At 62.1% G+C, this 25,317-nt stretch carries 14 protein-coding genes and 4 pseudogenes; 4 read left to right on the forward strand and 14 right to left on the reverse strand.

The window, feature by feature from the left end:
- Window positions 1-117: 117 nt before the first annotated feature.
- From GV035_RS07110 to sdhA (GV035_RS07130), 7 genes and pseudogenes are all read right to left on the reverse strand, one after another.
- Window positions 118-612, reverse strand: a pseudogene (locus GV035_RS07110) (succinate dehydrogenase iron-sulfur subunit); the annotation flags it as partial.
- Window positions 613-641: 29 nt separating this feature from the next.
- Complete coding sequence (gene sdhA, locus GV035_RS07115) at window positions 642-2,417, reverse strand: succinate dehydrogenase flavoprotein subunit (RefSeq protein WP_236572472.1); 1,776 nt, start codon at window positions 2,415-2,417, stop codon at window positions 642-644.
- 5 nt (window positions 2,418-2,422) lie between these two features.
- Window positions 2,423-2,510, reverse strand: a pseudogene (locus GV035_RS29370) (succinate dehydrogenase, hydrophobic membrane anchor protein); the annotation flags it as partial.
- A 1-nt stretch (window position 2,511) separates the two neighbouring features.
- Window positions 2,512-2,645 (reverse strand): annotated as a pseudogene (locus tag GV035_RS29925) (FAD-binding protein); the annotation flags it as partial.
- A 5-nt stretch (window positions 2,646-2,650) separates the two neighbouring features.
- Window positions 2,651-3,019 carry a succinate dehydrogenase, hydrophobic membrane anchor protein gene (sdhD, locus tag GV035_RS07120; RefSeq protein ID WP_159834263.1) on the reverse strand — a complete coding sequence of 123 codons (369 nt, stop codon included), beginning with the start codon at window positions 3,017-3,019 and terminating at the stop codon, window positions 2,651-2,653.
- Window position 3,020: 1 nt separating this feature from the next.
- Window positions 3,021-3,431 carry a succinate dehydrogenase, cytochrome b556 subunit gene (gene sdhC, locus GV035_RS07125; protein ID WP_159834264.1) on the reverse strand — a complete coding sequence of 137 codons (411 nt, stop codon included), beginning with the start codon at window positions 3,429-3,431 and terminating at the stop codon, window positions 3,021-3,023.
- 91 nt (window positions 3,432-3,522) lie between these two features.
- Window positions 3,523-5,289 carry a succinate dehydrogenase flavoprotein subunit gene (gene sdhA / locus GV035_RS07130; RefSeq protein WP_159835013.1) on the reverse strand — a complete coding sequence of 589 codons (1,767 nt, stop codon included), beginning with the start codon at window positions 5,287-5,289 and terminating at the stop codon, window positions 3,523-3,525.
- 1,070 nt (window positions 5,290-6,359) lie between these two features.
- On the opposite strand from sdhA (GV035_RS07130), the gene GV035_RS07135 reads away from it, so the two are divergent.
- Window positions 6,360-7,148, forward strand: a complete 789-nt coding sequence (locus tag GV035_RS07135; protein ID WP_159834265.1) for a COG4705 family protein — start codon at window positions 6,360-6,362, stop codon at window positions 7,146-7,148.
- Between the two features lie 1,149 nt (window positions 7,149-8,297).
- Window positions 8,298-10,145 (forward strand): potassium transporter Kup, encoded by a 1,848-nt coding sequence (locus GV035_RS07140; RefSeq protein ID WP_236572473.1) that lies wholly within the window; start codon window positions 8,298-8,300, stop codon window positions 10,143-10,145.
- A gap of 442 nt (window positions 10,146-10,587) precedes the next feature.
- Here the strand turns inward: GV035_RS07140 and GV035_RS07145 are convergent, their stop codons facing one another.
- The 4 genes from GV035_RS07145 to GV035_RS07160 form a co-directional block, all read right to left on the reverse strand.
- Window positions 10,588-14,670, reverse strand: coding sequence for a translocation/assembly module TamB domain-containing protein (locus GV035_RS07145; RefSeq protein WP_159834267.1), 4,083 nt, complete (start codon window positions 14,668-14,670; stop codon window positions 10,588-10,590).
- A 7-nt stretch (window positions 14,671-14,677) separates the two neighbouring features.
- Window positions 14,678-16,474, reverse strand: coding sequence for an autotransporter assembly complex protein TamA (locus GV035_RS07150; protein WP_201303924.1), 1,797 nt, complete (start codon window positions 16,472-16,474; stop codon window positions 14,678-14,680).
- Between the two features lie 296 nt (window positions 16,475-16,770).
- Entirely contained in the window at window positions 16,771-17,106 is a 336-nt protein-coding gene (locus GV035_RS07155; protein ID WP_159834269.1) for a hypothetical protein, read from the reverse strand.
- Window positions 17,107-17,676: 570 nt separating this feature from the next.
- Complete coding sequence (locus GV035_RS07160; RefSeq protein ID WP_236572474.1) at window positions 17,677-18,951, reverse strand: DUF2254 domain-containing protein; 1,275 nt, start codon at window positions 18,949-18,951, stop codon at window positions 17,677-17,679.
- An 885-nt stretch (window positions 18,952-19,836) separates the two neighbouring features.
- On the opposite strand from GV035_RS07160, the gene GV035_RS07165 reads away from it, so the two are divergent.
- Window positions 19,837-21,633 (forward strand): thiamine pyrophosphate-requiring protein, encoded by a 1,797-nt coding sequence (locus GV035_RS07165; RefSeq protein WP_159834271.1) that lies wholly within the window; start codon window positions 19,837-19,839, stop codon window positions 21,631-21,633.
- 13 nt (window positions 21,634-21,646) lie between these two features.
- Window positions 21,647-22,320, forward strand: a 674-nt coding sequence (locus tag GV035_RS07170; RefSeq protein ID WP_328698908.1) for an enolase C-terminal domain-like protein, incomplete at its 3' end; no start/stop codon positions are given.
- A 1-nt stretch (window position 22,321) separates the two neighbouring features.
- Here GV035_RS07170 and GV035_RS07175 read toward each other — a convergent pair.
- The 3 genes and pseudogenes from GV035_RS07175 to GV035_RS29830 form a co-directional block, all read right to left on the reverse strand.
- A pseudogene (locus GV035_RS07175) lies at window positions 22,322-22,759 on the reverse strand (response regulator); the annotation flags it as partial.
- Between the two features lie 84 nt (window positions 22,760-22,843).
- On the reverse strand, window positions 22,844-23,110 hold the full coding sequence (locus GV035_RS07180; protein WP_159834272.1) for a hypothetical protein: 267 nt from the start codon (window positions 23,108-23,110) through the stop codon (window positions 22,844-22,846).
- A 16-nt stretch (window positions 23,111-23,126) separates the two neighbouring features.
- Complete coding sequence (locus GV035_RS29830) at window positions 23,127-24,827, reverse strand: methyl-accepting chemotaxis protein (protein WP_159834273.1); 1,701 nt, start codon at window positions 24,825-24,827, stop codon at window positions 23,127-23,129.
- Between the last annotated feature and the right edge of the window lie 490 nt (window positions 24,828-25,317).

Here is a 25,317-nt window from a genome sequence, read left to right on the forward strand (position 1 = left end):
CCGGCCCGATCCCGTAATTCTTCTTCCGCGCTCCACGTCTATCGCTGCCCGCGCAGGCATACCCCTTGCGCGCGGTCAAGGATCGATCCCGCCCCCGATCCGCGCTACCATAAGCCNCACGAACTTGTCCGGATTCCACCAGAAGCTCGGGCACGATGTCGAGCAGCTCGCGCACAGAATGCACTCGTAAAGCCCATCCAACTCGTCACGCTCCACCGGCGACTGCAGACGTTCCTTCTCCGGCGGCGGCGTGTCGTTGATCAGATACGGCTTGATCGAGTGATACTGGTTGAAGAACTGCGTGAAGTCGCAGATCAGATCGCGCACCACCGGCAGTCCCGGCAACGGACGCAGCACGATGCGCTGCGGCAGATCGTTCAGGTTCGTCAGACACGCGAGCCCGTTCTTGCCGTTGATGTTCATCGCGTCCGAGCCGCACACGCCTTCGCGGCACGAGCGGCGGAACGACAGCGTTTCATCGACTTCTTTCAGCTTCACCAGCGCGTCGAGCAGCATGCGCTCATGCGTCAGATCGAGCTCGTAGCTCTGCATGCGCGGCGCGGCGTCCTTGTCCGGATCGTACCGGTAGACCTCAAAAATTCTCTTTGCCATTTCGCTATCCTTGCCCTCTTGCCCTTGCCTTAGAAGGTACGCGCCTTCGGCGGCACCGATTCGACCGTCAGCGGCTTCATCTGCACCGGCTTGTAGTCGAGGCGATTGCCTTCGCTGAACCACAGCGTATGACGCATCCAGTTCTCGTCATCGCGATGCTCGTAGTCGCTGTGCGCATGCGCGCCGCGGCTTTCCTTGCGCGCTTCGGCCGACACCATCGTCGCGCGCGCCACTTCGATCAGATTGGCCAGCTCCAGCGCCTCGACCTTCGCGGTGTTGAACACCTTCGACTTGTCCTTCAGATGCACGTGCTTCACGCGCTCGGTGAGTTCCGCGATCTTCTCCACGCCCTCTTCCAGCAGCTTCGATGTACGGAACACGCCCGCATGCGACTGCATCGTCGCGCGGATGTCGTTGGCGATGTTCTGCGTGTATTCGCCCGACGTCGACTTCTCCAGCACCGCGAGACGTTCGAGCGCGAAGTCGGCGGCATCGGCCGGCAGCGGCTTGTGCTCCTTCATCTCCTGCGCGTGCTTGATGATGTGATTGCCCGCCGCGCGTCCGAACACCACGAGGTCCAGCAGCGAGTTCGTGCCCAGACGGTTCGCGCCGTGCACCGACACGCACGAGCATTCGCCGACCGCATAGAAGCCGTTGACCGGATCGTCATAGCCCTTCGCCGTGCCGACGACCTGACCGTGCATGTTCGTCGGAATGCCGCCCATCTGATAGTGGATGGTCGGCACAACGGGAATCGGCTCCTTGATGCAATCGACGTTGGCGAACTTCAGCGCGATCTCACGAATCGACGGCAGACGCTTCATGATCGTCTCGGCGCCGATGTGCGACAGGTCCAGCAGCACATGATCCTTGTTCGGACCGACGCCACGGCCTTCCTTGATTTCCTGGTCCATCGAGCGCGAAACGAAGTCGCGCGGCGCGAGGTCTTTCAGCGTCGGCGCATAGCGTTCCATGAAGCGGTCGCCGTTCGAATTGCGCAGAATGCCGCCTTCGCCGCGCACGCCTTCGGTAATCAGCACGCCCGCGCCCGCCACGCCCGTCGGGTGGAACTGCCAGAACTCCATGTCCTGCAGCGCGATGCCCGAGCGCGCGGCCATGCCGAGGCCATCGCCCGTGTTGATGAACGCATTGGTCGATGCCGCGAAGATGCGCCCCGCGCCGCCCGTTGCAAACAACGTGGTCTTGCCTTCGAGGATATAGACGTCGCCCGTTTCCATTTCGAGCGCGGTCACGCCGAGCACGTCGCCGTCGGCGTCGCGGATCAAGTCCAGCGCCATCCATTCGACGAAGAAGTGCGTTTTAGCCGCGACGTTCTGCTGATACAGCGTGTGAAGCAACGCATGACCCGTGCGGTCAGCCGCGGCGCAGGCACGTTGCACGGGCTTCTCGCCATAGTTCGCGGTGTGGCCGCCGAACGGGCGCTGATAGATCGTGCCGTCCGGATTGCGGTCGAACGGCATGCCCATGTGTTCGAGCTCGTACACGGCATTCGGCGCTTCGCGGCACATGAACTCGATCGCGTCCTGGTCGCCGAGCCAGTCGGAGCCTTTGATCGTGTCGTAGAAGTGGTAGTGCCAGTTGTCTTCGCTCATGTTGCCAAGCGACGCGCCGATGCCGCCTTGCGCGGCGACCGTATGCGAGCGCGTCGGAAACACTTTGGAGAGCACCGCGACGGAGAGGCCCGCGCGCGCGAGCTGCAGCGACGCGCGCATGCCCGAACCGCCCGCGCCCACGATCACCACGTCGAAGCGCCGACGCGGCAAGGAAGTCTTGATTGCAGCCATGTTCTTTAAACTCTCCAGAGAATCTGTGCAGCGTAGCCGGCGCATCCGACGAGCCAGAGGACGGTCAGCACCAGCAGACCCAGGCGCAATCCANAACACTTTGGAGAGCACCGCGACGGAGAGGCCCGCGCGCGCGAGCTGCAGCGACGCGCGCATGCCCGAACCGCCCGCGCCCACGATCACCACGTCGAAGCGCCGACGCGGCAAGGAAGTCTTGATTGCAGCCATATTCTTTAAACTCTCCAGAGAATCTGTGCAGCGTAGCCGGCGCATCCGACGAGCCAGAGGACGGTCAGCACCAGCAGACCCAGGCGCAATCCAACGGGCTTCACATAGTCCATCCAGATGTCGCGCATGCCGACCCACGCGTGATAGAAGAGCGAGAGCAAGGCGACGAAGGTGGCGAGCTTCATCCACTGCATCGCGAAGATGCCGGCCCAGCCTTCGTAGGAGAAGTTGTGCGCGCCGAAAAAGAGCACCAGCAACAAGAGCGTGTACACCGCCACGACGACGGCCGTCACGCGTTGCGCGAGCCATTCGCCCGTGCCGTAATGCGCGCCCACGACGAGGCGCTTCGGGCCGACCCGGTTCTGAGTTGCCATGTTAGAAGGCTCCGAAAAGTTTCAGCGCGACGGCAAGCGTCAGCACCAGCGACACGACCAGCACCGCGATAGCGGTCTGCCGTCCGCCTTCCTTGTTCACGGCGACGTGCATATCGAGCACGAGAAAGCGGATGCCCGCGCAGAAGTGATGCAGATACGCCCACGACAGCACGAGCGTGATGATCTTGACGATGGGGTGCGCGAGAAAGCCCTTGAACGCCTCGAAGCTGATCTCCGAGGTCAGGCTCTGGTCGAGCAGATACAGCAGAAAGGGCAGCGCGATGAAGAGCAACAGACCGCTGATGCGATGCAGGATGGACACCTTGCCCGCCCACGGCAAGCGATACTTCGCGATCTGTCCAAGCCCGATGTTCCGGTACTCGGGCCTTGGTTTTTTTACGGCTTCAGCCATGCTAGACCCCNGGCGCGGCGTCCTTGTCCGGATCGTACCGGTAGACCTCAAAAATTCTCTTTGCCATTTCGCTATCCTTGCCCTCTTGCCCTTAGAAGGTACGCGCCTTCGGCGGCACCGATTCGACCGTCAGCGGCTTCATCTGCACCGGCTTGTAGTCGAGGCGATTGCCTTCGCTGAACCACAGCGTATGACGCATCCAGTTCTCGTCATCGCGATGCTCGTAGTCGCTGTGCGCGTGCGCGCCGCGGCTTTCCTTGCGCGCTTCGGCCGACACCATCGTCGCGCGCGCCACTTCGATCAGATTGGCCAGCTCGAGCGCCTCGACCTTCGCGGTGTTGAACACCTTCGACTTGTCCTTCAGATGCACGTGCTTCACGCGCTCGGTGAGTTCCGCGATCTTCTCGACGCCCTCTTCCAGCAGCTTCGAGGTGCGGAACACGCCCGCATGCGCCTGCATCGAGGCGCGGATGTCGTTGGCGATGTTCTGCGTGTATTCGCCCGACGTCGACTTCTCCAGCACCGCGAGACGTTCGAGCGCGAAGTCGGCGGCATCCGCCGGCAGCGGCTTGTGCTCCTTCATCTCCTGCGCGTGCTTGATGATGTGATTGCCCGCCGCGCGCCCGAACACCACGAGGTCCAGCAGCGAGTTCGTGCCCAGACGGTTCGCGCCGTGCACCGACACGCACGAGCATTCGCCGACCGCATAGAAGCCGTTGACCGGATCGTCATAGCCGTTCGCCGTGCCGACGACCTGACCGTGCATGTTCGTCGGAATGCCGCCCATCTGGTAGTGGATGGTCGGCACAACGGGAATCGGCTCTTTAATGCAATCGACGTTGGCGAACTTCAGCGCGATCTCGCGGATCGACGGCAGACGCTTCATGATCGTCTCGGCGCCGATGTGCGACAAGTCCAGCAGCACATGATCCTTGTTCGGACCGACGCCGCGGCCTTCCTTGATTTCCTGGTCCATCGAACGCGAAACGAAGTCGCGCGGCGCGAGGTCTTTCAGCGTCGGCGCATAGCGTTCCATGAAGCGGTCGCCGTTCGAATTGCGCAAAATGCCGCCTTCGCCGCGCACGCCTTCGGTAATCAGCACGCCCGCGCCCGCCACGCCCGTCGGATGGAACTGCCAGAACTCCATGTCCTGCAGCGCGATGCCCGAGCGCGCGGCCATGCCGAGGCCATCGCCCGTGTTGATGAACGCATTGGTCGATGCCGCGAAGATGCGTCCCGCGCCGCCGGTAGCGAAGAGCGTCGTCTTGCCTTCGAGGATATAGACGTCGCCCGTTTCCATTTCGAGCGCGGTCACGCCGAGCACGTCGCCGTCGGCATCGCGGATCAGGTCCAGCGCCATCCATTCGACGAAGAAGTGCGTTTTAGCCGCGACGTTCTGCTGATACAGCGTGTGCAAGAGCGCGTGGCCCGTGCGGTCAGCCGCCGCGCATGCGCGTTGCACGGGCTTCTCGCCATAGTTCGCGGTATGGCCGCCGAACGGGCGCTGATAGATGGTGCCGTCCGCATTGCGGTCGAACGGCATGCCCATGTGTTCCAGCTCGTACACGGCATTCGGCGCTTCGCGGCACATGAACTCGATCGCGTCCTGGTCGCCGAGCCAGTCGGAGCCTTTGATCGTGTCGTAGAAGTGATAGTGCCAGTTGTCTTCGCTCATGTTGCCGAGCGATGCGCCGATGCCGCCTTGCGCGGCGACCGTATGCGAGCGCGTCGGGAACACTTTGGAGAGCACCGCGACGGAGAGGCCCGCGCGCGCGAGCTGCAGCGACGCGCGCATGCCCGAACCGCCCGCGCCCACGATCACCACGTCGAAGCGCCGACGCGGCAAGGAAGTCTTGATTGGGAACCACTCGGCTATATCCCTCCCGCTGAGGCTGAGGCACACTACTACAGGCAACTCCGAAGTGCCGCTGACATGCCCGCATTAACTTAACCCAACCGGCCTCCACGATTCCCGGTGCGGTTCAGTTAACGTTCAGGGTATCTTGGTGAGTCGGGCGTCAAGAGCTGTGATCAATCCTCGGTGGCGACGTACCGCCGCCATGCAAGATATTGTTTTCGTTGGCTCCGTCGAGGCGCGAGCAGCGGCGGTTCAAACGCATCAATGGAATGCCATAGGTCGGAGCGGGAAAGCGGTAAAAAACCGTCGTGTCCGCTCAGATCCGGACGGCTTGCAGGTCGTTGACCACCCGGCTACCCACGTGATCGGCGGGAGTTCACGTAACGTCCCGGGCATAGGGCGCTATTCCTAGCTAAATGTCTACCCTAACGGATGCTTTCGGCCTCACTTCGTTCGGAAGGATGCGAGCAATCTCTTAACTAAACCTTAAGTGTCTGCCTTTACATTGGGTTCTACGTGAACCGAGCTGTTCGCGGTCGGAATACACAAAACCGGCTACAGCCATGCGACGAGACGACGCCTCAGATCCCGCACCTATTCAAGCGGCAGAGAGCGCGTTGCGATGCACGGCCTAGCGATCGTCGATAACACGGCGTTAGGAGGTGTCACCGTCGGGTCTAACGACTCTGGCCGCCGCGCGTCTTCCAACGCAGTCACATCGTTGTACGAACATCACTGATCGGAAAGCCTGCCCATCGGGCCGGGCACTCTTGAGCATTCAAGTCTGATGCCGATGAGAGAAGCGACTAGTAAGGATGCGAAAACCAAGAACGGAACGGCATGAACTTTGCCATGCATGGAGAGAGGGGTAGCTGTCGACCGCCAAAGTCGTCCGCTAACTCCATCGTCGATGGGAAGAACCGGGTCCGGTATGCGGCAACGCCCAGCGCTTGCCGAAGTGCGGCGTATCTCGCCTTATGCCCGTGCGGTCGTCTCGAGTCGCTGGTAAGTCCGCTGCAGAGGGTCGGCAAACGCAGGCACATCTTTTCACGCTGATAGGACCAACGATCATGGAAGACGACGCACGTGTCACTGCGTTCCAGGCGGTAAGCAAAGTCCCCCAAGTCACGCTTAGCTTTTGGGTAATCAAGGTGGCAGCAACGACACTCGGGGAAACCGGCGGAGACTGGGTCACAATGTCGTTAAACCTCGGCTACGGAATCGGGACAGCAATATTTGCCGCGGTTTTTGTTGCTTTCGTTTATGCACAAGTGAAATCGGATCGGTTCCACCCTGCCCTGTATTGGGCGACGATCGTGGCGACCACTACACTGGGAACGACGACCGCCGACTTTGCGGACCGGTCTGTCGGGCTGGGCTATCCGGGCGGTGTCGCTATAGTAGTCGGACTGCTGATTGCCAGCTTGGCGGTTTGGTATCGCGTAGAAGGGAATGTGTCGGTTCAGCGTATTCGCACGACAAGAGCTGAGTGGTTTTATTGGTGCACCATCATGTTTTCACAGACGCTGGGCACGGCACTTGGCGACGCGGTCGCCGGCCACGACCGAGGAGGCTTAGGTGTTGGTTACGAGTACGGTGCACTGTTATTTGGCGCGGCGCTGATCGTGGTCGCAGTGCTATATTTCCGCACAAAGATCTCCCATACCTTACTGTTCTGGCTCGCGTTTGTCCTCACCCGTCCCCTTGGCGCAACGCTCGGTGACCTGCTTGACAAACCTGTAGCGCAAGGAGGTTTGGACCTAAGCCGACTCTACGCGTCGTTGATACTTATGGGATTCATCACTGCGGGGATTCTGCTAACTCGGCAAAGGCCTGCGAGGGTAGGTAGCGAAACGTGACAATCAGGGACATCCGCTGTGATCTGTACAGATCCGCTCGGACCCACCGCCCTCGCGAACGAGAATTGGGGAATTGGGGCGTTGCTGCGCGCCGTGGGGCATAGCTATCATCGGTAACCGCCGACCGTCGTCGCTACTTGAAACGTAGAACTTCGCGCGGTGAGCGTGGCCGCTGCACTCAATTGTGTGAGTCAACCACTGCGACCCCCTGATCACCGGCCGCGCAGGTCTTCAGCCAATGAGGCAGGAGAAGTTGGGGGCGCCTGTGCGCGTACCGCCGAAGCCAAATAGTCACTGCCCTGCACGCCCGGCTCGCTCACCCGTTTGGGCGCACGGTCGGCCTGCGCCAGCGGCGAATGTTGCGCCGCGGTCCAAGGCCGCATGGTCGCGGCAAGAGAGAAGTATCCGGATTGAAAATCGCCTGGCATGGCATACGGGCCAGAACGTGTTATGCGCCACTAGAAACGGGGCAAAGAAATTCATTGAGGTCTCCCGACTGCGATCGAGTGCGCATCCAGCTGATGTGCAGGTTGAAGACGAAGCAAACGGCAACGCCGGCTCAGAAGACGGGCGATCGATCGCCCTTCCAGTTTTTTCGCTGTCTACTAAGACCCGATTCGTTTTTCCCTAGGCGTCCCCGTCGCCGCCTTCTTCCGCGTCTTCTTTGCGTCCTGCGCTTTACTCATCTCATGCTCCTCATACCAAGGCGGCAAGACCCGTCAATTCGCTGGTTCCGCGACGCATTAGTCTGCCGCTCTTCCGGCGTGCGGAAACGCGTACGCTTGTCGGCCGGTCATTCCTTCTTAGACTCCGCGGCTCTTAACAGGGGCGAACGTCGCCTGAGCCGCCCGACGCCCCCGGTTGTTTCACGCTGTCTCGGACGGCTAACGTGCAATCGGTCGTCTGCCTACCCCGATATGACTGAAAGACTGTGTCCGGCGTTTCCGCAGGCCGCTCCATCAACGTCTATGTAGGAAGCGTGCGCACTACCACTTGCCTTGAGCGGAACGTAGTTTGCTCAGCGCTCGGAATCGCAACCGTGATCTGCCTCGTCGGATGATATTTGCCTCGAACGATGCTTGCAAGCATGATGCTGCGTGCGACCAAAGCCGGTCGACGGCACCCGGCGGGAAGGCCCTGCCAGGCCTGATGCTCGGCGCACTCGGCGTCGTGTTTGGCGACATCGGCACGAGCCCGATCTATGCATTGCGCCAGGGCGTGAGCGAATCAGGCACCGCCGATGCTGCCGTGGTCATGGGCATCCTTTCGATGATCGTATGGGCCGTCGTCATCGTCGTCATGGGCAAGTATGTTTGTTATGTGATGCGGGCGGACAACCAGGGCGAGGGAGGCATCGTCGCGCTAACGGCGCTCGTGCGCTCAGGATATGAGCAGCAGGGCCGGCGCGTGCCGCGTCTGCTGCTGATGGCGGGCCTCTTCGGCGCCGCGATGTTCTACGGCGATTCGATGATCACGCCCGCCGTGTCGGTCTTGTCCGGCGTGGAAGGACTGCGTCAGGTCAGCACGGAATTCCAGCCTTTCGTTGTACCGCTTGCGGTGTTGATCCTCGTCGGCTTGTTCCTGTTTCAGCGGCGCGGCACGGCGGTGGTCGGCAAGGCGTTCGGGCCGGTGATGTCTGTGTGGTTCATCTATCTCGCTGCGGTCGGCGTCTACCGGATCGCGCAGCACCCGGACATACTGCTCGCGCTCTCACCCGCCCATGCTTGGGAACTCGTGCATTCGCACCCGGCCCTCGCGTTCACCATACTCGGCGCCGTGATTCTCGCGCTGACAGGCGCGGAGGCGCTATACGCCGACATCGGTCACTATGGCCGTCGCGCGATTCGCTTTGCTTGGCTCATCGTCGTATTCCCTTCGATTGTGATCGGCTACTTCGGACAAGCCGTGACGATCCTGCATCAGCCTGGTGCTGCGCAGCAGCCGTTCTTCTTCGCGGCGCCTTCGTGGGCGCTGATACCGACTGTGCTCATCGCTCTGCTTGCCACCGTCATCGCGTCACAAGCCGTAATTTCGGGGGCGTTCTCTATGACAAGCCAGGCGATCGAGCTCGGCTTTCTGCCGCGCCTGCGCGTGGTGGAAACCTCGTCGTCACACCGCGGCCAGGTGTATGTGCCCGCCGTCAACACGTTGCTGTTTGGCGCGGTGATGTTTTTGGTGCTCGTGTTTCGCAGCTCGGACCGGCTAACATCGGCGTATGGCATTGCGGTGGGTCTCACAATGTTGATCACCACCGTGCAGATGGTGAGCCTGTCGCGCAACGTCTGGGGCTGGCCCAGGGTCGCGGTGCTGGTGATCAGCGCGCCGCTCGTTGTCGTCGACGCGCTACTGGTCGCGGCGAACGTGCACAAGATTCCGCAAGGCGGCTGGTTTCCCGTGGCCGTCGGCATCGTGCTGTTCGTGCTAATGGCGACATGGCATCGTGGGTCCGAGCTCGCGCAGCGGCACGCATCACGTGCGCAGCCGGTCGCGGAGTTTCTGCGCGACGCGCTCGCCCGCGCTGACGCACCGGCACGCGTGCAGGGCACAGCGGTCTATCCTGGAAGCGTGCCGGGCGCGACGCCGTCCGCGCTGACCAGCAACGTGCGCCATAACCGCGTGCTGCATCAGACGACGGTGATTTTCACGAACCGCTCGGAGTCCGCACCTCGCGTGGACGAGCACACGCGCATCGAGGTGCGTGACCTCGGCTCGGGCTGCTATGAAGTGATCTCGCGACATGGCTTCACCGAGCGTCCGAACCTGCCGCGTCTGCTCGAATCGCTTAATGGCCAGCTCGGCGACTGGCGCTTCGATCACAAGCACACCACCTACTTCTTGCCGCGCGACGAGGCCATGCCCGGCTGCTCGCATGGACAGATCTCGCGCTGGCGCGAACGGCTGTACGGCGCGATGTCGCTTCACTCGGCCTCGAGCGCGGACTACTTCGGGCTCAGAAGCGAAGACGTCGTCGAGCTTGGCGTTCAAGTCGTGCTGTAACGAAGCCGATCACTTTGGCCGAGACGCTCCTGAGGTTGATCTCACGTCCTTCGGCAATTTACTCCGTTAGTACAGAGCGCGAGCGGTTTCGAGGAAACTGCTCGGGCAATTCGCGTCGACATCGGGCGGCTGCGGTTGGCCGCCGCGCACGCCTGGGACACGATGGGAGCGCAGGCGGCCGGATGCGCTGCAGCGTTTCTTAGGCGCCCAGGTAACGCCCCACTGCCATTAAAAGAACAACCTGACATCATCTAGCCAACGCTCGACTTGCCGGCCGCGCCTAGACAAAGTGCGTAACCGCGCTTATTGCTGCAATACCAGCTGGGACACCACTGCACTTCACGGTCTGTGTAGCTTCCCCGATCGCTTCGGTCGGGAACTAATCGCTTGCTAGCTCCGCCACGGTCCCGATTTTTAGGACAAGCGGAAGACCGTCGCTTCCTCACTTGACGCCTGCGTGGGTGGCTGGCGGTCCCGCCACGATCGGGGCCAACGAAGTCGGTGAGGAGGAAAACAATCGCGCCCACGAATCAAAGCGCCGCGTGTATGTAAGATCGACGCCTTGGTACGTCCCGCCGTAAACCGTGGCCGCCCAGAATCTCGTTAGGTTCAGCGTTAACTTGATCGCGTTCTCCGCCGATTGCAAGCCCTGCTCATAGCCGAGCACGAGGCGCTCATTTATTGCCTTCGAGAGCAAGACGACCTGCGGATCGGTGAGCCCAACTTCGCTTGATCCAATAGTGAATTCGTCCAACCGAATCGTTTGAGCGATTTTCGCCCCGCCCTGGCTGCCGAGCAGCGCGAGAGCGCTCGTCATCGCGCTCTGCTGACCGAGGTTGTTGCCTTGATCAGTACCATGGCCGAACAACAGCCAAGAAAGCTTTTCCGTGTCCGGCACAGTCGGCTCGGAGACCAGATTCACGACCGGCGCCTGCACTGTGCCCGTCACCTGAACGCCCGCTGCGACTTCCTGATTGCGCCGCATTGCCAGAATATTGAGACCTGGATTTGCCACCGGCCCGTTGAACGTGAAGAAGCCTCTCTCAATGGCAAGCTTGCGTCCGAACGCCGTATACGTGGAGCCCGCCGTCACGCGCACGTTACCGACCGCGCGCAGCGGCGTGTTCGGCGTGCTCATCGCGGTAACCGTGCCGGCAAGGCCGAGATCTGCACCGGCGCCCTTGAAGCGGAAACGATTGCCGAGATCTATGGCAATAGTCGCGCGCGGCGTGAACGGTCCGACCGGCTTTTCGGTCGCCGCCGTGATCGGCTGTTCGCCGCCCTTGATCGTGCCGTCAGCGCGCTCAATGACAACATCGTCTCCGAGCGCGGGCGCCGAGGATTCCGGCAGATCGATGAGCGCATGATCGACGTTGAACTTGCCGTTGATCTCAATGCCGCCCTGCAGCCCAGCGTTGGCGATAGACGCGCGGCCGGAGAGCATGAGATCGCGGTCAGGCGACGCGAAGAGTTCGAGCTTGTCCGCGATGATGCTCGCGGTCAGATCGGGCGCCTGCTGATCGAGCCGAAGCTTGCCGGTCGCGCGCAGTGTGCCACTCCCGCCGTGGAACTCCACGCGTTGAAGCTCGACAAGGTTCTCTGACAGCGCAATCCGAATAATGCCGTTCTTCAGTTGCACGCCCTGATCGACAACCATCGCGGAAAGATTGTCGCCGGTGAGCGTGCCTGACACCTTTGGCTTCGCGACGGTCCCCGAAATCGTCAGCTTCAGCGCGAGCTTGCCGCTGAGCAGATAGTTCGCGCCGAGCAGCCCGCCGGTCGTGCGCAGTTCGGGAATAGTCGCGTCGATGGCGCCCGTGAGCGGCGCTTGGTCCTCGACGGTGAGCACGCCGTCGCGGGTGACGAGCGTCGTGTGCACGTTCGCGTCGATCACCCCGATGCGGCTCGCCTGCGCATGCAGCGTCGCGTTCAGGCGATTGCCGTTGGTGAAATCGGCGCGGGCGACGATGTCCGAGATGCCGAGCGCGGCGACGCCCCGCGTGCCGTCGATGCTCACGTCGCCGGCGCGGCGCTTGATCTGCGCGTAGCCGGTCGCGGTCGAGCCGAGCGAGAAGTTCCAGTCGCCGTCGAAAACGAGGTCCGTGCGCAGCGACGATTCCTCGCCTGTCATTTCGCGTCGCACTTCGAGCAGGCGCGGCACGGAGAGATTTGTGAGCGTGCCGGCCGATGCCATGCGGCCGTTCTCCAGCGCGAACGACTTCAGATTGAGCGTCGCGCCCTCCGCGACGAGCCGCGTCGCGCCGAGCACGATGCGCTTCGGCCCGTAGCTCACCGACAACGGCGTTTCCAGATTCACCGACGGCGTGCCCTTGTTCGACAGCTTCGTGATGGTGCCGTCCCAGTGCGGGCCGTCGGCGGCGTCGGTGAACTTGCCGTTCGTGCCGAGCGCCAGATTCACCGCCTGACCCTGTACCTTGCCGGTCGCGGTGACGGCGAGCGTGTGCTGCATGCGCGTACCGTTGAGGTTCGCGTCGAGCGTGGCGACTTCGATGCCCGTCGTGCTCGCGTCGCGCGCCTTCAGCGTGAAATTGAGCGCGCCGTTCGCGCCGTCGCGGATATCGGCGCGGCCTTCCGCATGGCCGAGCCGGTTCGCGCCGAACACGACGCCATCGGCCTGATAATTCGCCGCGACGTTCGGATGCGCGATCGACCCGGTGAGATCGCCGTCCGCCTTCACCGTGCCCGCGATGCCGAAGCCGAGCCGCTCCAGTTGCGGCGCATCGACGCGAAAGCGCAGCCGGTCGCCCGGCGCGCCGAAACTGCCGTTCAGGTCGACATCGTTGCCCGCGATCGAAAGCTGCGCCGCGCTCGGCAGGACGCGCGTGCCCGCGATCTGCACCGTGCCTGCGCCGGTGAGCGGCAGGTTGTCGTACATGCTGTCGTTGAGCTTGAACGTGGCTTTCGTCGTGAGCGTCGGCGCGAGCATGCCCGTGGCCGCGAGCGTGCCGTTCACTCGCGCCACGATCACGCGCGGCGGCGGCGCTTTTTTGGCGGCGGGCTTTGGCTGAATCAGTTGCTGCGTCAGCAAGAGCGGATTGAAGTCGATGAACTTCGCTTTCACGTCGTAGCTCGAATTCGCGTCCTTCTTCAGCGCGCCGCTCGCCTCCACGCGGCCTTTCCCGACGATCAGCTTCACCTCGTCGAGCGTCGTCGCTTTCGGGTCGAGTCTGACCTTCGCCTGCGCGCGGATGGCCGAGCGCGGATCGTTCAGGTCGGCCGTGACGGTTTGCGTATCGCCCGCCAGCACGACATGCACGGGGCCCGCGAAGTCCGTCGGCCGCACGCTCGGCTCGATTGCGTTGAGATCGAGCTTCGCCACGTTCAGGTCGAAGCGTCCGTTGCCGCCCGACAGCGCGCCGCCGCCCGTGATCGTCGCGTTCTTCAGGAGCCGCACGTTGAGATCCGCGATGCGCTGCGCCGACGCGTCGAGTCGCACGTTCGCGCGCGCGTCGATGAGCGGCAGCAGCTTTTTGTCGATGGAACCGGGCTTCGCGTTGACGATGGACACCGGCCCGCTCACCACGAAGGTCTTCGCGTCCGGCACCGGCTTGAGTTCGGCGCGCACGGCCAGATCGGCGGCGGGGGCGCCCGCGCTGAACGCCTGCGGATTGATGTGATCGGCGGTGACGATGGCGAGCTTGAGCGGCACGTCGGCGAAAGGCGTCGCTTCGACGTGCGCCTGGCCGGCGAGCTTCAGGCCGCTTGCATTCACATCCGCGACGAGGTCTTCCAGCGAACCGGAAAGACGCGCGCCGACCTGCACAGTCTCGCCGTTCACCTTGCCCGCGTAGCTCGCGTCGCCCGTGAGCGGAAACGGCCGCGCGCCGCCGTCGAGCTTCGCGGCTGCCGTCACCGACCCGAAAGGCGTTTCCAGACGCTGCACCGTGGCCTCGTGATGCTGACCGTCGCTGTGCCCGTTGAAGAGCAGCCGAGAAAATTCGGTCGTCGTCGTGCCCTGATGCAGCCGCAGTTTCTCGACGCTCAGATCGCGGATCGCAAGCTGGATCGGCAGGCGCAGGTCCTTCGGCAGTTCCGTCTTTTTGCTCGGCGCGTTCGATGGCGCGATGCGCGCGTCGATGGTGCCGACATGCAGATAATCGATGGTAAAGCGCAGCGGATCGCGCGTGAGCGCCCAGCGGCCCGAGACGCTGTCGACGGCGATGTCGGTGCCCTTGCCGTCGAGGCTCTTCCAGTGGACATCGCGCAATTGCAGGCCCGTCGCGACCGCGCCGCCGTCGAGCTTGCCGGTGAGCCGCCCACCGAGAAGCGAGGTCGCCGCCTGCCACAGGTAGCGCGTGCCGGGCTCGGTCGTCAGCGCGAAAAAGACCGTGCCGAGCGCCAGCACGATGATGAGCAGCACGACAAGCACGAACGCGGCGAGCCAGCGCAGCGCGCGCCGTCCGCCGCTGCGGCGCGGCGGCGTTTCCGGTGTGTCGCCGTTGCCGTTGGCACCCGCTCGGGTGTCAGGGTCCGTCATGCGTTCGTTGTCTGGAAAGTCGCTCATGGCGTGCTCAGAACGCGATGCCGAGCGTCAGATACGGCTTGATGCTCTTGTTCTTCAAGCCGTACGCGACGTCCACGTTGACCGGCCCGACCGGGCTGCGCCAACGCGCGCCGACGCCCACGCCGGGCTGGAACACGCGCTCGTGCCATGTATCGGTCGCCGTGCCGATGTCGAAGAACACCGCGCCGCCCCAGTCGTGCGTGAACCAGTGCTGATACTCGCTGCTTCCCGTCACCATGTACTTCGTCGGCAGAACGGAACCGGACACATTGTTGCCGATACCCAGATAGCTATACCCGCGCACCGAATTCGCGCCGCCCGCGCGGAACAAGAGCGACGCGGGCACGCCGCTCGACGGCCCGCTCGTGAACACGCCACCGAACTCGGCGCGGAACACGAGCAGATCGTTCTTGCCGAGCGGCACGTACTGCTGCGCGTTGGTGTAAAGGCGCGCGAACGTCTGATCGGTCATCACGTTCTTCACGGCGAAGCCGGCCTCCGCCCGAATCACGTTGCCGCGGCGCGGAAACAGCGGATCGTCGACATCGCGGCGCACCCACGTCCACGCGGGCACGAGCGCGCGCGCCGTCGACGGATGCGGTTCGTTCTGCGTGAGACGGTCGTCGTAGAAGGTCAGTGAATACGTGGTGTCGATGTTCTGCGTCGAGCGCGAACGCTGCACGCCGACGCGCGCGCTATAGATTTTTGTGTCGGAAACGTCCGTGATCGTGTAGGAGCCGAATATCGCGTTGACCCAGCCGCGCGAGTCCGGCGGCATCGCAAGCTGCACGCGGCCATACTGCTGCGTCTGGTCGAGCCGTCCCGAGATGGTGAACGGATAGGCCGCGCCGAACGTGTTCAGATAGCTGTAGGCGCCCTGAATGTGAAAGCCCGTATCCGTCGCATACCCGACGCCGTAGCGCACGCTGTTGTACGGATACTCGCTGACCTTGATATGCAGCGGCGTCTCGATGGGCTTCGTGACGTCGTTGCCCGCGTCGATGGCGACGCTCGCGTAATACGGCGTGTTCTGCACCTGCCGCTGAAGCTCGTTCACGCGGGCGATGTCGTAGATGTCGCCTTCGCGAATCGGATTCACGTTCTCGATGATCTTCTGGGGATAACGCTTCGTGCCGCTGATGTCGAGCTTGCCAAAGGTGAAGGTCGGGCCGCTGTCGAAGGTGACCGAGAGATCCGCCATTTGCGTGCGCGGATTGATGCGCGCCTGCGACCGCACGATACGCGCGCCGAGATAGCGGCGCGATTGCAGCGCGCGCAGCGCCGCGCTCTTTGCGTCGTCCCAGGCGTGCTGCGAAAAGGCGTCGCCTTCGTTGACCGAAAACGCGAACCGCGCGGCGTTTTCCTGCGCGCGATCTTCCGTCGTCACCGCGCCCGTAAACTGAAGCTGCACGGAGGCGACCTTCGTCTGCGGTCCGGGATCGACGCTGACCTTTACCGAACGTTTATCCCCGACCGTGTTGACGTCCGTGCGTACGACCGGCGTGAAATAGCCTTCGGTGGCGACGAGGTCGCGCACGTCTTTCGGCGTGGCGGTGACGAGAAACTCGAACTGGTCGTCGCTCACGTCGTCGCGCTTGGCGAAACGGGCTATGTCAAGGTTTCGTTCGAGGACCTTACGGATGCTTTGTGGCGCATCAATGTCGACGGCGTAGTGAGCGAATGCTAGCGGCGATCCTGCCATCGCAGCGAAGGCGAGGATTGTCTGCCTGGTGCATGGGCGCAGTCCACGCCAGCGTTGCGGCGGATCGTCTTGATGTCTTTCCAACGTCACCCCGAGTTTCATGACGGGCGGGACAAACCACGAATCTCATAATGCGCTCCGTGTCTAGCATGAAATGCCGGATTCTCGTGCCTCGCCCGACCGCGCTGATGCCATGTCGGCAAGTTGGACGGCGCTCCTTCACTAGCGAACCACCGATTCCAGAGGCTGTTGCGCACGATCGGCGTTATGGCAGCGCGGATTGCTTTCTACATCAGGCGCGCGGTCTGCTGGACGAGGCTTTCTCAAGACGAAAGCGCCCCGCTGCTGGACGGTCGACGGCTTCTAGTTGCCGGCAGAAGGACATCGACAGAATGGCCTCACGACCCGGGGGTATCAACTCCCGTCGCATTTGCTTCGACCGGGCGCGCCATCACCTCAACGAACGCTTTTGCACCCTCGCTTAGCGGAATCAGTGCCTTCCACAGCGTTTCATCCGTGAGCATCTGAAATGCCGTTCCGACGCCTGGCGATACGTTGGCCGCCCGCGTCTGCTCGCTTTCGACTATTATGCGTTCGACCGCAACCAATAGCCCCCGAACGATTTTTTCGAAGTGCTCAGGCGGCACCTCCGACAAAAGTCGAAGCAAAAGCGCCGCGTTGCGGCAGGAGTTCAGGGCGGCGGCCTCGCTATTCGCTGGCTCAAAGTGTGACATTCGATCTCCTTCTATGCCTTTCCGTCAGCGCGCTGCCACTCGCTCGCGGATGCACCGCACGAACCATTCGCCATTTTTCCGCAGGCCACAGTGACTCTCGTTACTGCACATAGACGAGCAATTGATGCGCCTAGCGGCGCATCCGCGCCGATGACGCGTAGCCCGATAGCTCACCTCCGAACGTCAGGGACAAGTGCCGGCTTGTGATGGGCGAGCGTTGTGTTGAGTCGCCGCATGCCCCTAGAAGCATCACGCCGTGCTATTTGTATTGACGGTGTATGAGCACCGCGTTCGGCGGTCGGGTGCTCGAGTTCCGATGCTGCGCGAGAGCCAACGCAGCATAGTACGCGCTGTTCTTCACCCGACGAGCACTTTGTGATGAGTCGGCGACCCGGAAGCATGTATGGTCACTTACACACCGCCTTTCGCGTGGAACCGGACCATTGGGCGAGGCCGAGGACCTCATCCGTCAGCGCGCCGCGCCGCCTGGGCGACGATTGCCCAACCGAAATCAGATAGCGCCCAGGTGTGTTGAACCAACAGTTTGCCGCCTTAGCCCTCACTAGGTCGTCACCGTTTCTCTGAAGTCGAATGATCTGCGCGCGCTCCGCCGTTTCCGCCGTCGACGCGCCGAACCTTCGAGGCCAGCCGACGCAACGTCATCTTGTCTTCGTCGATGTTTAACGCGCGCTCCGCCCGCTTCAACGCAAGCGTCGAGTGCCGCTTTGCTGCTGCCGCAACGGCCGGCTCTCCATTGCGACTGAGTAGAGTCAGCGCTTTCTGCAATCGGATCCCTACTTCTATGATTCCGGCGCCGTCGCGCGCGATAGGTCCGAACAAATCATCAAAGAGGTCATCTACCTGTAGGGCCAGCACGAACACTAGGCGCTGATCCGGACTTGCTTCATTCTCACGGTTGCTTTGATCTTTCAGAAGCGAGAGAATCCGAACACCTCGACCGATAACGTCTATCGCTGTTCCAGGATCGTTCATCGCCGGGGATAGTGCTCTCGATGCTATTTCGGCCAACACCGACAGGCCGAAGCGCGGGTCCTGTTCGAATGATCGCCGCGCACCAACCGAGAATGCGGCGCGAATTGCTTGATCGTCAGCAGGATCCATAACGGGCGTGAAGGCCAACACCGTGTTCTTGTCTACGAAACTCCCTGGCAACACCGTCAGGTAAAGGCCTCCTGAGAGGCGTTCGGTCAGTTTGCCTAGCGCCGGCATGTCAACATCTTGAACGTAGCCGACTGTGTCGGAGCAGACCGGACGCATACCGCGTGTGGACCCGGCACTACCCAAGCGGCTACCGCCGAGAAATGGCCGCCTCATCCGTTTCTCGAGGGCCGCAATAGCCGCCGCCTCAACGCGGTCAGTCGTCTCGCTAAGCCTGCCCAGGCGCGCAAGGTGATCAATCCACCGCAGCAGCGCATAAACGATGAGAAGGATCACCGCGATAGTTGCAGCGAACAATATGACACGGCCCCTATTGCCGTAAATACCGGCACTAAGGGCGACAATACCGACTAAGCTGAATAGAAAAGAACCGATGAAGGTGGCCAGCACGTTCTGGGTCGTCGTATCCTCAACTAAAAGAGATGTCGCGCGAGGCGTTACGTTACTTGTTGCAGACTTGTACGCAGACACCATGATGTTGAGCGAGAACGTCGTTGCTGCCAGCATGCTCGACGCAATGATGCCGAGGATGTTGTCAACCGCGTCCGCGCCGATTCTAGCGGATAGATCTTCAGGTATGTACTGTTTCAGGGCCAAAGCGAGCAACGCGGTTACCACTCCTAACGCCGAATACAATCCCGCGCGAAACCAAAGACGCTTGCTCATGCTTCTGAGAACCCATCTCCACCGAGCGGTCATCAAGGTCTCCTTTAGTGCAATCGATGGCCGAGATTGCTACGGCGAGCACCACCTATGCCACTCCACGAGTCAGTCTCTGCAAAGCAGCGACAGAAGCGGCCCTCCAATGACGCGCCATCGAAGAGCGCCCTAATTCCGCCGCCGTAAGTCTGTCACATCTCACGGTGAACGTTGCGGCCGCTGCTTACACCGCAGGACCGCCGAGGCTACAACAACTCTGGCCCCTCGCCGGCGGTCGCAGTCACACCTATGTCGGCGCGCTTGAAAGGAAATTCCACATGAAGCGGTCACTGTATGTGGGCGTCGATTGGCAATTCGGCGGATCTTCCAACCGCGCCCGTCGATACGGCCGCGGATCAGCGACGCCTATCGCGGCTGCCCTCGCAAGCGATCGCCCTTAACGGCGGAAGAAACGGGGAGGCGGCGACAACTATCACCGCGGTCCGGGTCAGCCCGTCATGTAGGACCAAGAAGCCGAAGAGATCAACGCCGACGTTAGCTCGGAACAAGCTATCGCACGATTAGCGTCACAACGCGCCGACTAAACGTGGCACATCATGCCATTTTTTCAACGTTCTTGAAAAATCGCGCGGTCCTGATCACCCCCGTCTCGTGAACCGGCCCGGTCGACGAGCCGCCTGCCGAGTACGATCGAAATGCCTACGAACAGGCTCTGGCTGGGTTTGGGCCTTGGTCATGAGACCCCGGCAGGCGGGAGGGGGCGGCGCCATGGTCGGAGGCGAGTATCGGCACATTCGTTGCGTCATTCGGCATCGCGCGGCGCAGCGAACCTTTGCATCAAAGCCGGCTACGGCGCGAATACCTTTAGGTTTGCTATGACGGAGATCATTTATGACCACGACTGTCGGCGACTTCTTGGTCGATCGCCTCTTTACGTGGGGCGTGCGGCGCATCTACGGGTACCCTGGCGATGGGATCAACGGCATTCTTGGCGCATTGAATCGCGCGGATGGAAAGATTGAATTCATTCAGACGCGTCACGAAGAGATGGCCGCATTCATGGCCTCGGCCCACGCGAAGTTCACCGGCGAACTGGGCGTGTGCATCGCCACGTCGGGACCGGGCGCGGCGCACTTGCTCACCGGTCTCTACGATGCCCGCATGGACCACATGCCGGTGCTCGCGATCACCGGGCAACAGGCGCGCGCCTCGCTCGGCGGCCACTATCAACAGGAGCTCGACCTCTGTTCGATGTTCAAGGACGTGGCCGGCGCTTTCGTGCAGCAGGCGAGCGTGCCCTCGCAGATTCGTCATCTGGTCGATCGCGCGATCCGCACGGCGCTAGGCGAACGCAAGGTTGCCGCCCTTGTGCTGCCCAATGATTTGCAAGACTTGAAGTACGAGCCGCCGGCGCGCAAACATGGCACATTGCATTCGGGCGTCGGATACCGCGCGCCTAAGACGGTGCCCTATTCCGACGATCTGCAACGCGCGGCCGATGTCCTCAACGCGGGCAAGAAAGTCGCGATACTCGTCGGCGCGGGTGCGCTGCAAGCCACCGACGAAGTGATCGCCGTCGCCGAAAAGCTCGGCGCGGGCGTCGCGAAGGCGCTGCTCGGCAAGGCCGCGCTGCCTGACGATCTGCCTTACGTGACCGGCTCCATCGGTCTGCTCGGCACGGAGCCGAGCTACAAGCTCATGATGGAATGCGACACGCTGCTCATGATCGGCTCGGGCTTTCCGTACTCCGAGTTCCTGCCGAAGGAAGGCGCGGCGCGCGGCGTGCAGATCGACATCAAGCCGGACATGCTCTCCATCCGCTATCCGATGGAAGTGAATCTCGTCGGCGATAGCGCCGAAACACTGCGTGCGCTTCTGCCCTTGCTGCAACAGAACGCCGATCGCAGCTGGCGCGAAGATATCGAAGGCTGGATGGCCGACTGGTGGAAGAAGCTCGAAAAGCGCGCACTGGAGCCGGCGACGAAGGGCGTGAATCCGCAACGCACGGTGTGGGAGCTCTCGCCGCGCGTGCCGGCCAACGCCATCGTGACAAGTGATTCGGGGTCCTGTGCAAACTGGTATGCACGCGACCTGAAGGTCAAGCGCGGCATGATGTGCTCGCTTTCCGGCGGCCTGGCTTCGATGGGCGCGGCGGTGCCGTATGCGATCGCTGCGAAATTCGCGCATCCGGAGCGGCCCGTGATCGCGCTCGTCGGCGATGGTGCCATGCAGATGAACAACATGGCCGAGCTCATCACGGTCGCGAAGTACTGGAAAAAATGGTCCGATCCGCGCTGGATCTGCATGGTGCTGAACAACGAAGACCTGAACCAGGTCACGTGGGAGCAGCGCGTGATGAACGGCGACCCGAAGTTCGAAGCGTCGCAGGATATTCCGTCGGTGCCGTATCACCGGTTCGCGGAGTTGATCGGCTTGCGCGGTTTGTATGTGGACGACGCCGAGCGCATGGCGGCCGTATGGGACGAAGCGTTGGCGTCGGACCGGCCAGTCGTGATCGAAGTGAAGGCGGACCCGAACGTGCCGCCGCTGCCGCCGCACATCACGCTGCATCAGGCGAAGGCTTTTGCGACGACGCTTTTCGAAGGCGATCCGAACGAGCGCAGCATTATCGTCGATACGGCGAAACAGGTGCTGGGCGCCGTGCTTCCGGGGCATAAGGACGAGTAGACGGGGCCGCACCATGCATCTCACGAAACGCGAAGCGCCGATCGAAGCCGTTCGAGCACGCGCCTATACGATCCCGACCGATCGCCCTGAAGCCGACGGCACGTATGCGTGGAAGTCGACTACGCTCGTCGTCGCGGAGGTCAGCGCGGCGGGCAAGACGGGCATCGGCTACACGTATAACGATGCGAGCGCGGCCAGTCTCGTCGAGGCGACGCTCGCGCCCACGCTGATCGGCGAAGACGCGTGGAACGTCGACGCGCTGTGGCTGCGCATGCAGCAACGCGTGCGCAACATCGGCCGCTCGGGGCTCGCCGCCACTGCGATTTCCGCGCTGGATTGCGCGTTGTGGGACGTGAAGGCGCGCCTGCTCGACATGCCGCTTGCCCGTCTGCTCGGCGCGATGCGCAGCCACGTTCCGCTATACGGCAGCGGCGGCTTCACCACCTACACGGACGATGAGATCCGCGCGCAACTCGGCGGCTGGGTGCATGAAGACGGATGCCGCTGGGTGAAGATCAAGATCGGCACGGAGCCTTCACGCGATCCGCATCGCGTGGCGGTCGCCCGTGAAGCAATCGGCGATGCAGCGGGCCTTTTCGTCGATGCGAACGGCGCGCTCGATCGCAAGCAGGCGCTCTATTACGCGGAGCAGTTCGCGCAATACGGCGTCGAATGGTTCGAAGAGCCNACATTCTGACTCGCCTCCCGGCCCACAAAGCAAGCGACATCGCAACATTGCTGCCTCATAACTGGCAGCCTCTCGCGCCTGTCGAGTAATCCATCGTTCGTCAAGACGGGTTCGCTGGCCGCTTACGTTAGCACCCGCGCGAATCGCGGCTATCACGTTTTCGCGCTTCTTCTCGGCCGTCACCATCAGCACCGGGACGTCAGCGTGATCCTCCGACTTGCGAATCTCCTGCAAGAGAGTCAGCCCGTCCATGTTGGGCATGTTCCAATCAGTGATGACCAGGTCGAACCGCTGCGCTTTAAGCTTTTCGAGCGCGGAAACACCATCGACTGCTTCTTCGATGATCGTGTAACCGATCGCCTTGAGCATCTTCCGAATCAAAGTGCGCATGGTGGTTAGGTCATCGACTATCAGCAAACGCATATCCGTCTTTCCCATCTGTGAATCCTTCTTTGTCGTTTTACTTTACGGCTGCAGCGAGCACACTTCCGGTCGGTGACCTATACTTAGTAACCCTAACGTTCAGCTTTTCGTGACCGCGCCTTCGGGCGAACTGCCATTCGACCGCAGAAATTCGTCGAGTTCGGAACAAGCCCTGATGACGGCCTCGACCGCCTCTTGCGCATGGTCGCCCTCGATTTCCGCCAGCCGACGGCGAAGTTCGTGCAGTTGCTTGATCATGTCACCCAGCTCATTGCGGATAAGGAACTCGCCGTGGCGCACCGCATTGCAAGGCGGAATGTCGTGAGCAGGCGGCTCCGTACTCAGGGGCGGGTTCGCAAGCGGCACGGAGACACCCCCAACCTCAAAACGTCGACCAGTCGCCATCAGCCGCCGCGGCCACCGCTACCGGCGCAGGGACCGCTGGTTTCGCCGCACGCGTGGTCGCTGGCGCTCTTTTCACCGGCGCGTGTCGCGTCGTCTGCGGCGCGTAGCTGTTGAACGTCGGGACGGCGAGCGTTTGCGCCGTGCGGAACACGGAAACGGCGGCGGTCAGTTGCTTCGCCTGGTCTTCCATCGACCCCGCCGCTGCCGCTGCTTCTTCAACGAGCGCCGCGTTTTGTTGCGTGACCTCGTCCATCTGCGAGATAGCCTGATTCACTTGCTCGATGCCGCGGCTCTGTTCGTTCGAAGCCGATGCAATCTCGCCCATGATGTCGGTGACGCGCTGGATCGCGGTGCCGACGCGCTGCATCGTGTCGCCTGCCCTTGCGACCAGCTCCGTTCCTGCCTGAACGCGATTGCCGGACGTCTCGATCAGTTCCTTGATTTCCTTGGCGGCGGCCGACGAACGCTGCGCGAGGCTGCGCACTTCGCTCGCCACCACGGCAAAGCCCCGGCCTTGTTCACCGGCTCGTGCAGCTTCAACCGCGGCGTTCAGCGCGAGGATGTTCGTCTGAAATGCGATGCCTTCGATCATGCCGATGATTTCCGCGATCTTCGCCGAGCTGTCTTCAATACCGGTCATGGTGTCCACGACCTGACTGACGATTGCGCTGCCCTCGTTCGCAACCACGCTCGCGTTGTCCGCGAGGCCGCTGGCCTGTTTCGCGTTTTCCGCGTTCTGCTTGACCGTCGCGGTCAACTCTTCCATGCTGGCCGCGGTTTCTTCCAATGAGGCGGCTTGCTGTTCCGTGCGCGACGACAGGTCCGTGCTTCCCGCGGCGATCTCCCCCGACGCGGTTCGAATGACGTCCACCGACTCTTTGATCCCGTTGGCGAGCGAGGACAGTCTGGCGAACGCCGCTTGTACAGCCAGCATCAACGTCGCCAGTTCGTCTCGGCCAACGACGTGCACCTCGTGCATGAGATCGCCGCGCTCCAGCGCCTTCATTGCTTCGAGCGCGTTGCCGAGTGGCTTCGTCACCGAGCGCGTGATGATCAGCATGGCGGCGATGGCGACGAGCGCAGCCGCAATGGTCGCCCCGAACGAAAGCGCAACGGCGCGATCGTAGGCGCTATGGGCCTCCTTGGCGGACTCGTCGACCAGTTCGAACTGATATCCGACGAGCGCGTCCAACGCAGCGAAGTATTTGTTCTGCGCGTCTGCGAGCGCCCCGGTGATATCCGCCCGAGCCTCCTCGATCTTGCCTGCCGTCATGAAGCCGATCGTTTCGACGCGTGCAGCGGTGTAGCGCGCACGCGCCTCTACGAGCGCGTTGAACAGTTCGCGCCCGCGCGGCGAGGTGATCATTCGATCGACATGTTCGAGGCGCTGGGATATCGCTTTCGAGCCTTCGAGAATGCCGGCTTTCATGGCCTCGACGTCCTCGACCCGCCCCGTGATCGCAGCGCGTTGCAAACGCAGCACGGTCTGATTGGCAGCGTCTTTCGCTTTCGTGACCTCCGCAGCCTTGACCATGCGGTCATCGGTTATCAGAGTGATCTCGCTGTTCAGACCACGCATGTTGAAAAAGTTGATCGCCGCGATCAAAAGGAGCATGGCGACGACGACGCCGAAGCCGATGGTCAGGCGAACGCCGACCCTAAGATTGTGAAGGTTCATTTTTTAATTCGGGGATCTGTTGTTCAAGACATCTTGCGAGGAAGACGAACTCACTTGCTGCGGGGCGCGCGGCCGGTCGCCGTTGCTCACATCCTCCAGGGATCGCCTGTCGGAGTCGAATCGTTGTGCTTGTCGCTTACCTGTAAGACTATCGGCAGAAAGTAGGCAGGCTTGACGTCAGGCTTGCGGTATTTCTATCGAGGACGTAATAGTTACTTACTAGCGGAGGTTGTCTCCGGTTGTCCTCGACGGAAGACGGTCCGCGTCTATTGCAAGCGGGTCATCGGCACGGTGTCCACGGAAGATTTTGCCGAACGCATGGAGCAGCAATGGAGCGCGTTCGATGGCGGCGCTGAAGTTACTCATCACGATCGGCGCAGTTCCAGTACGTGAATAGGTTTTCAATGTTTTCCAAGCCCACGACCGAGTCGCCGCTCACTGATTCCCCCGTCGTCAGGACGATCGTCAGATAGGACGGGTTTGGCCTCTC

The organism is Burkholderia sp. 8Y (genome assembly GCF_902506145.1).
Taxonomy (GTDB): Bacteria; Pseudomonadota; Gammaproteobacteria; order Burkholderiales; family Burkholderiaceae; genus Caballeronia.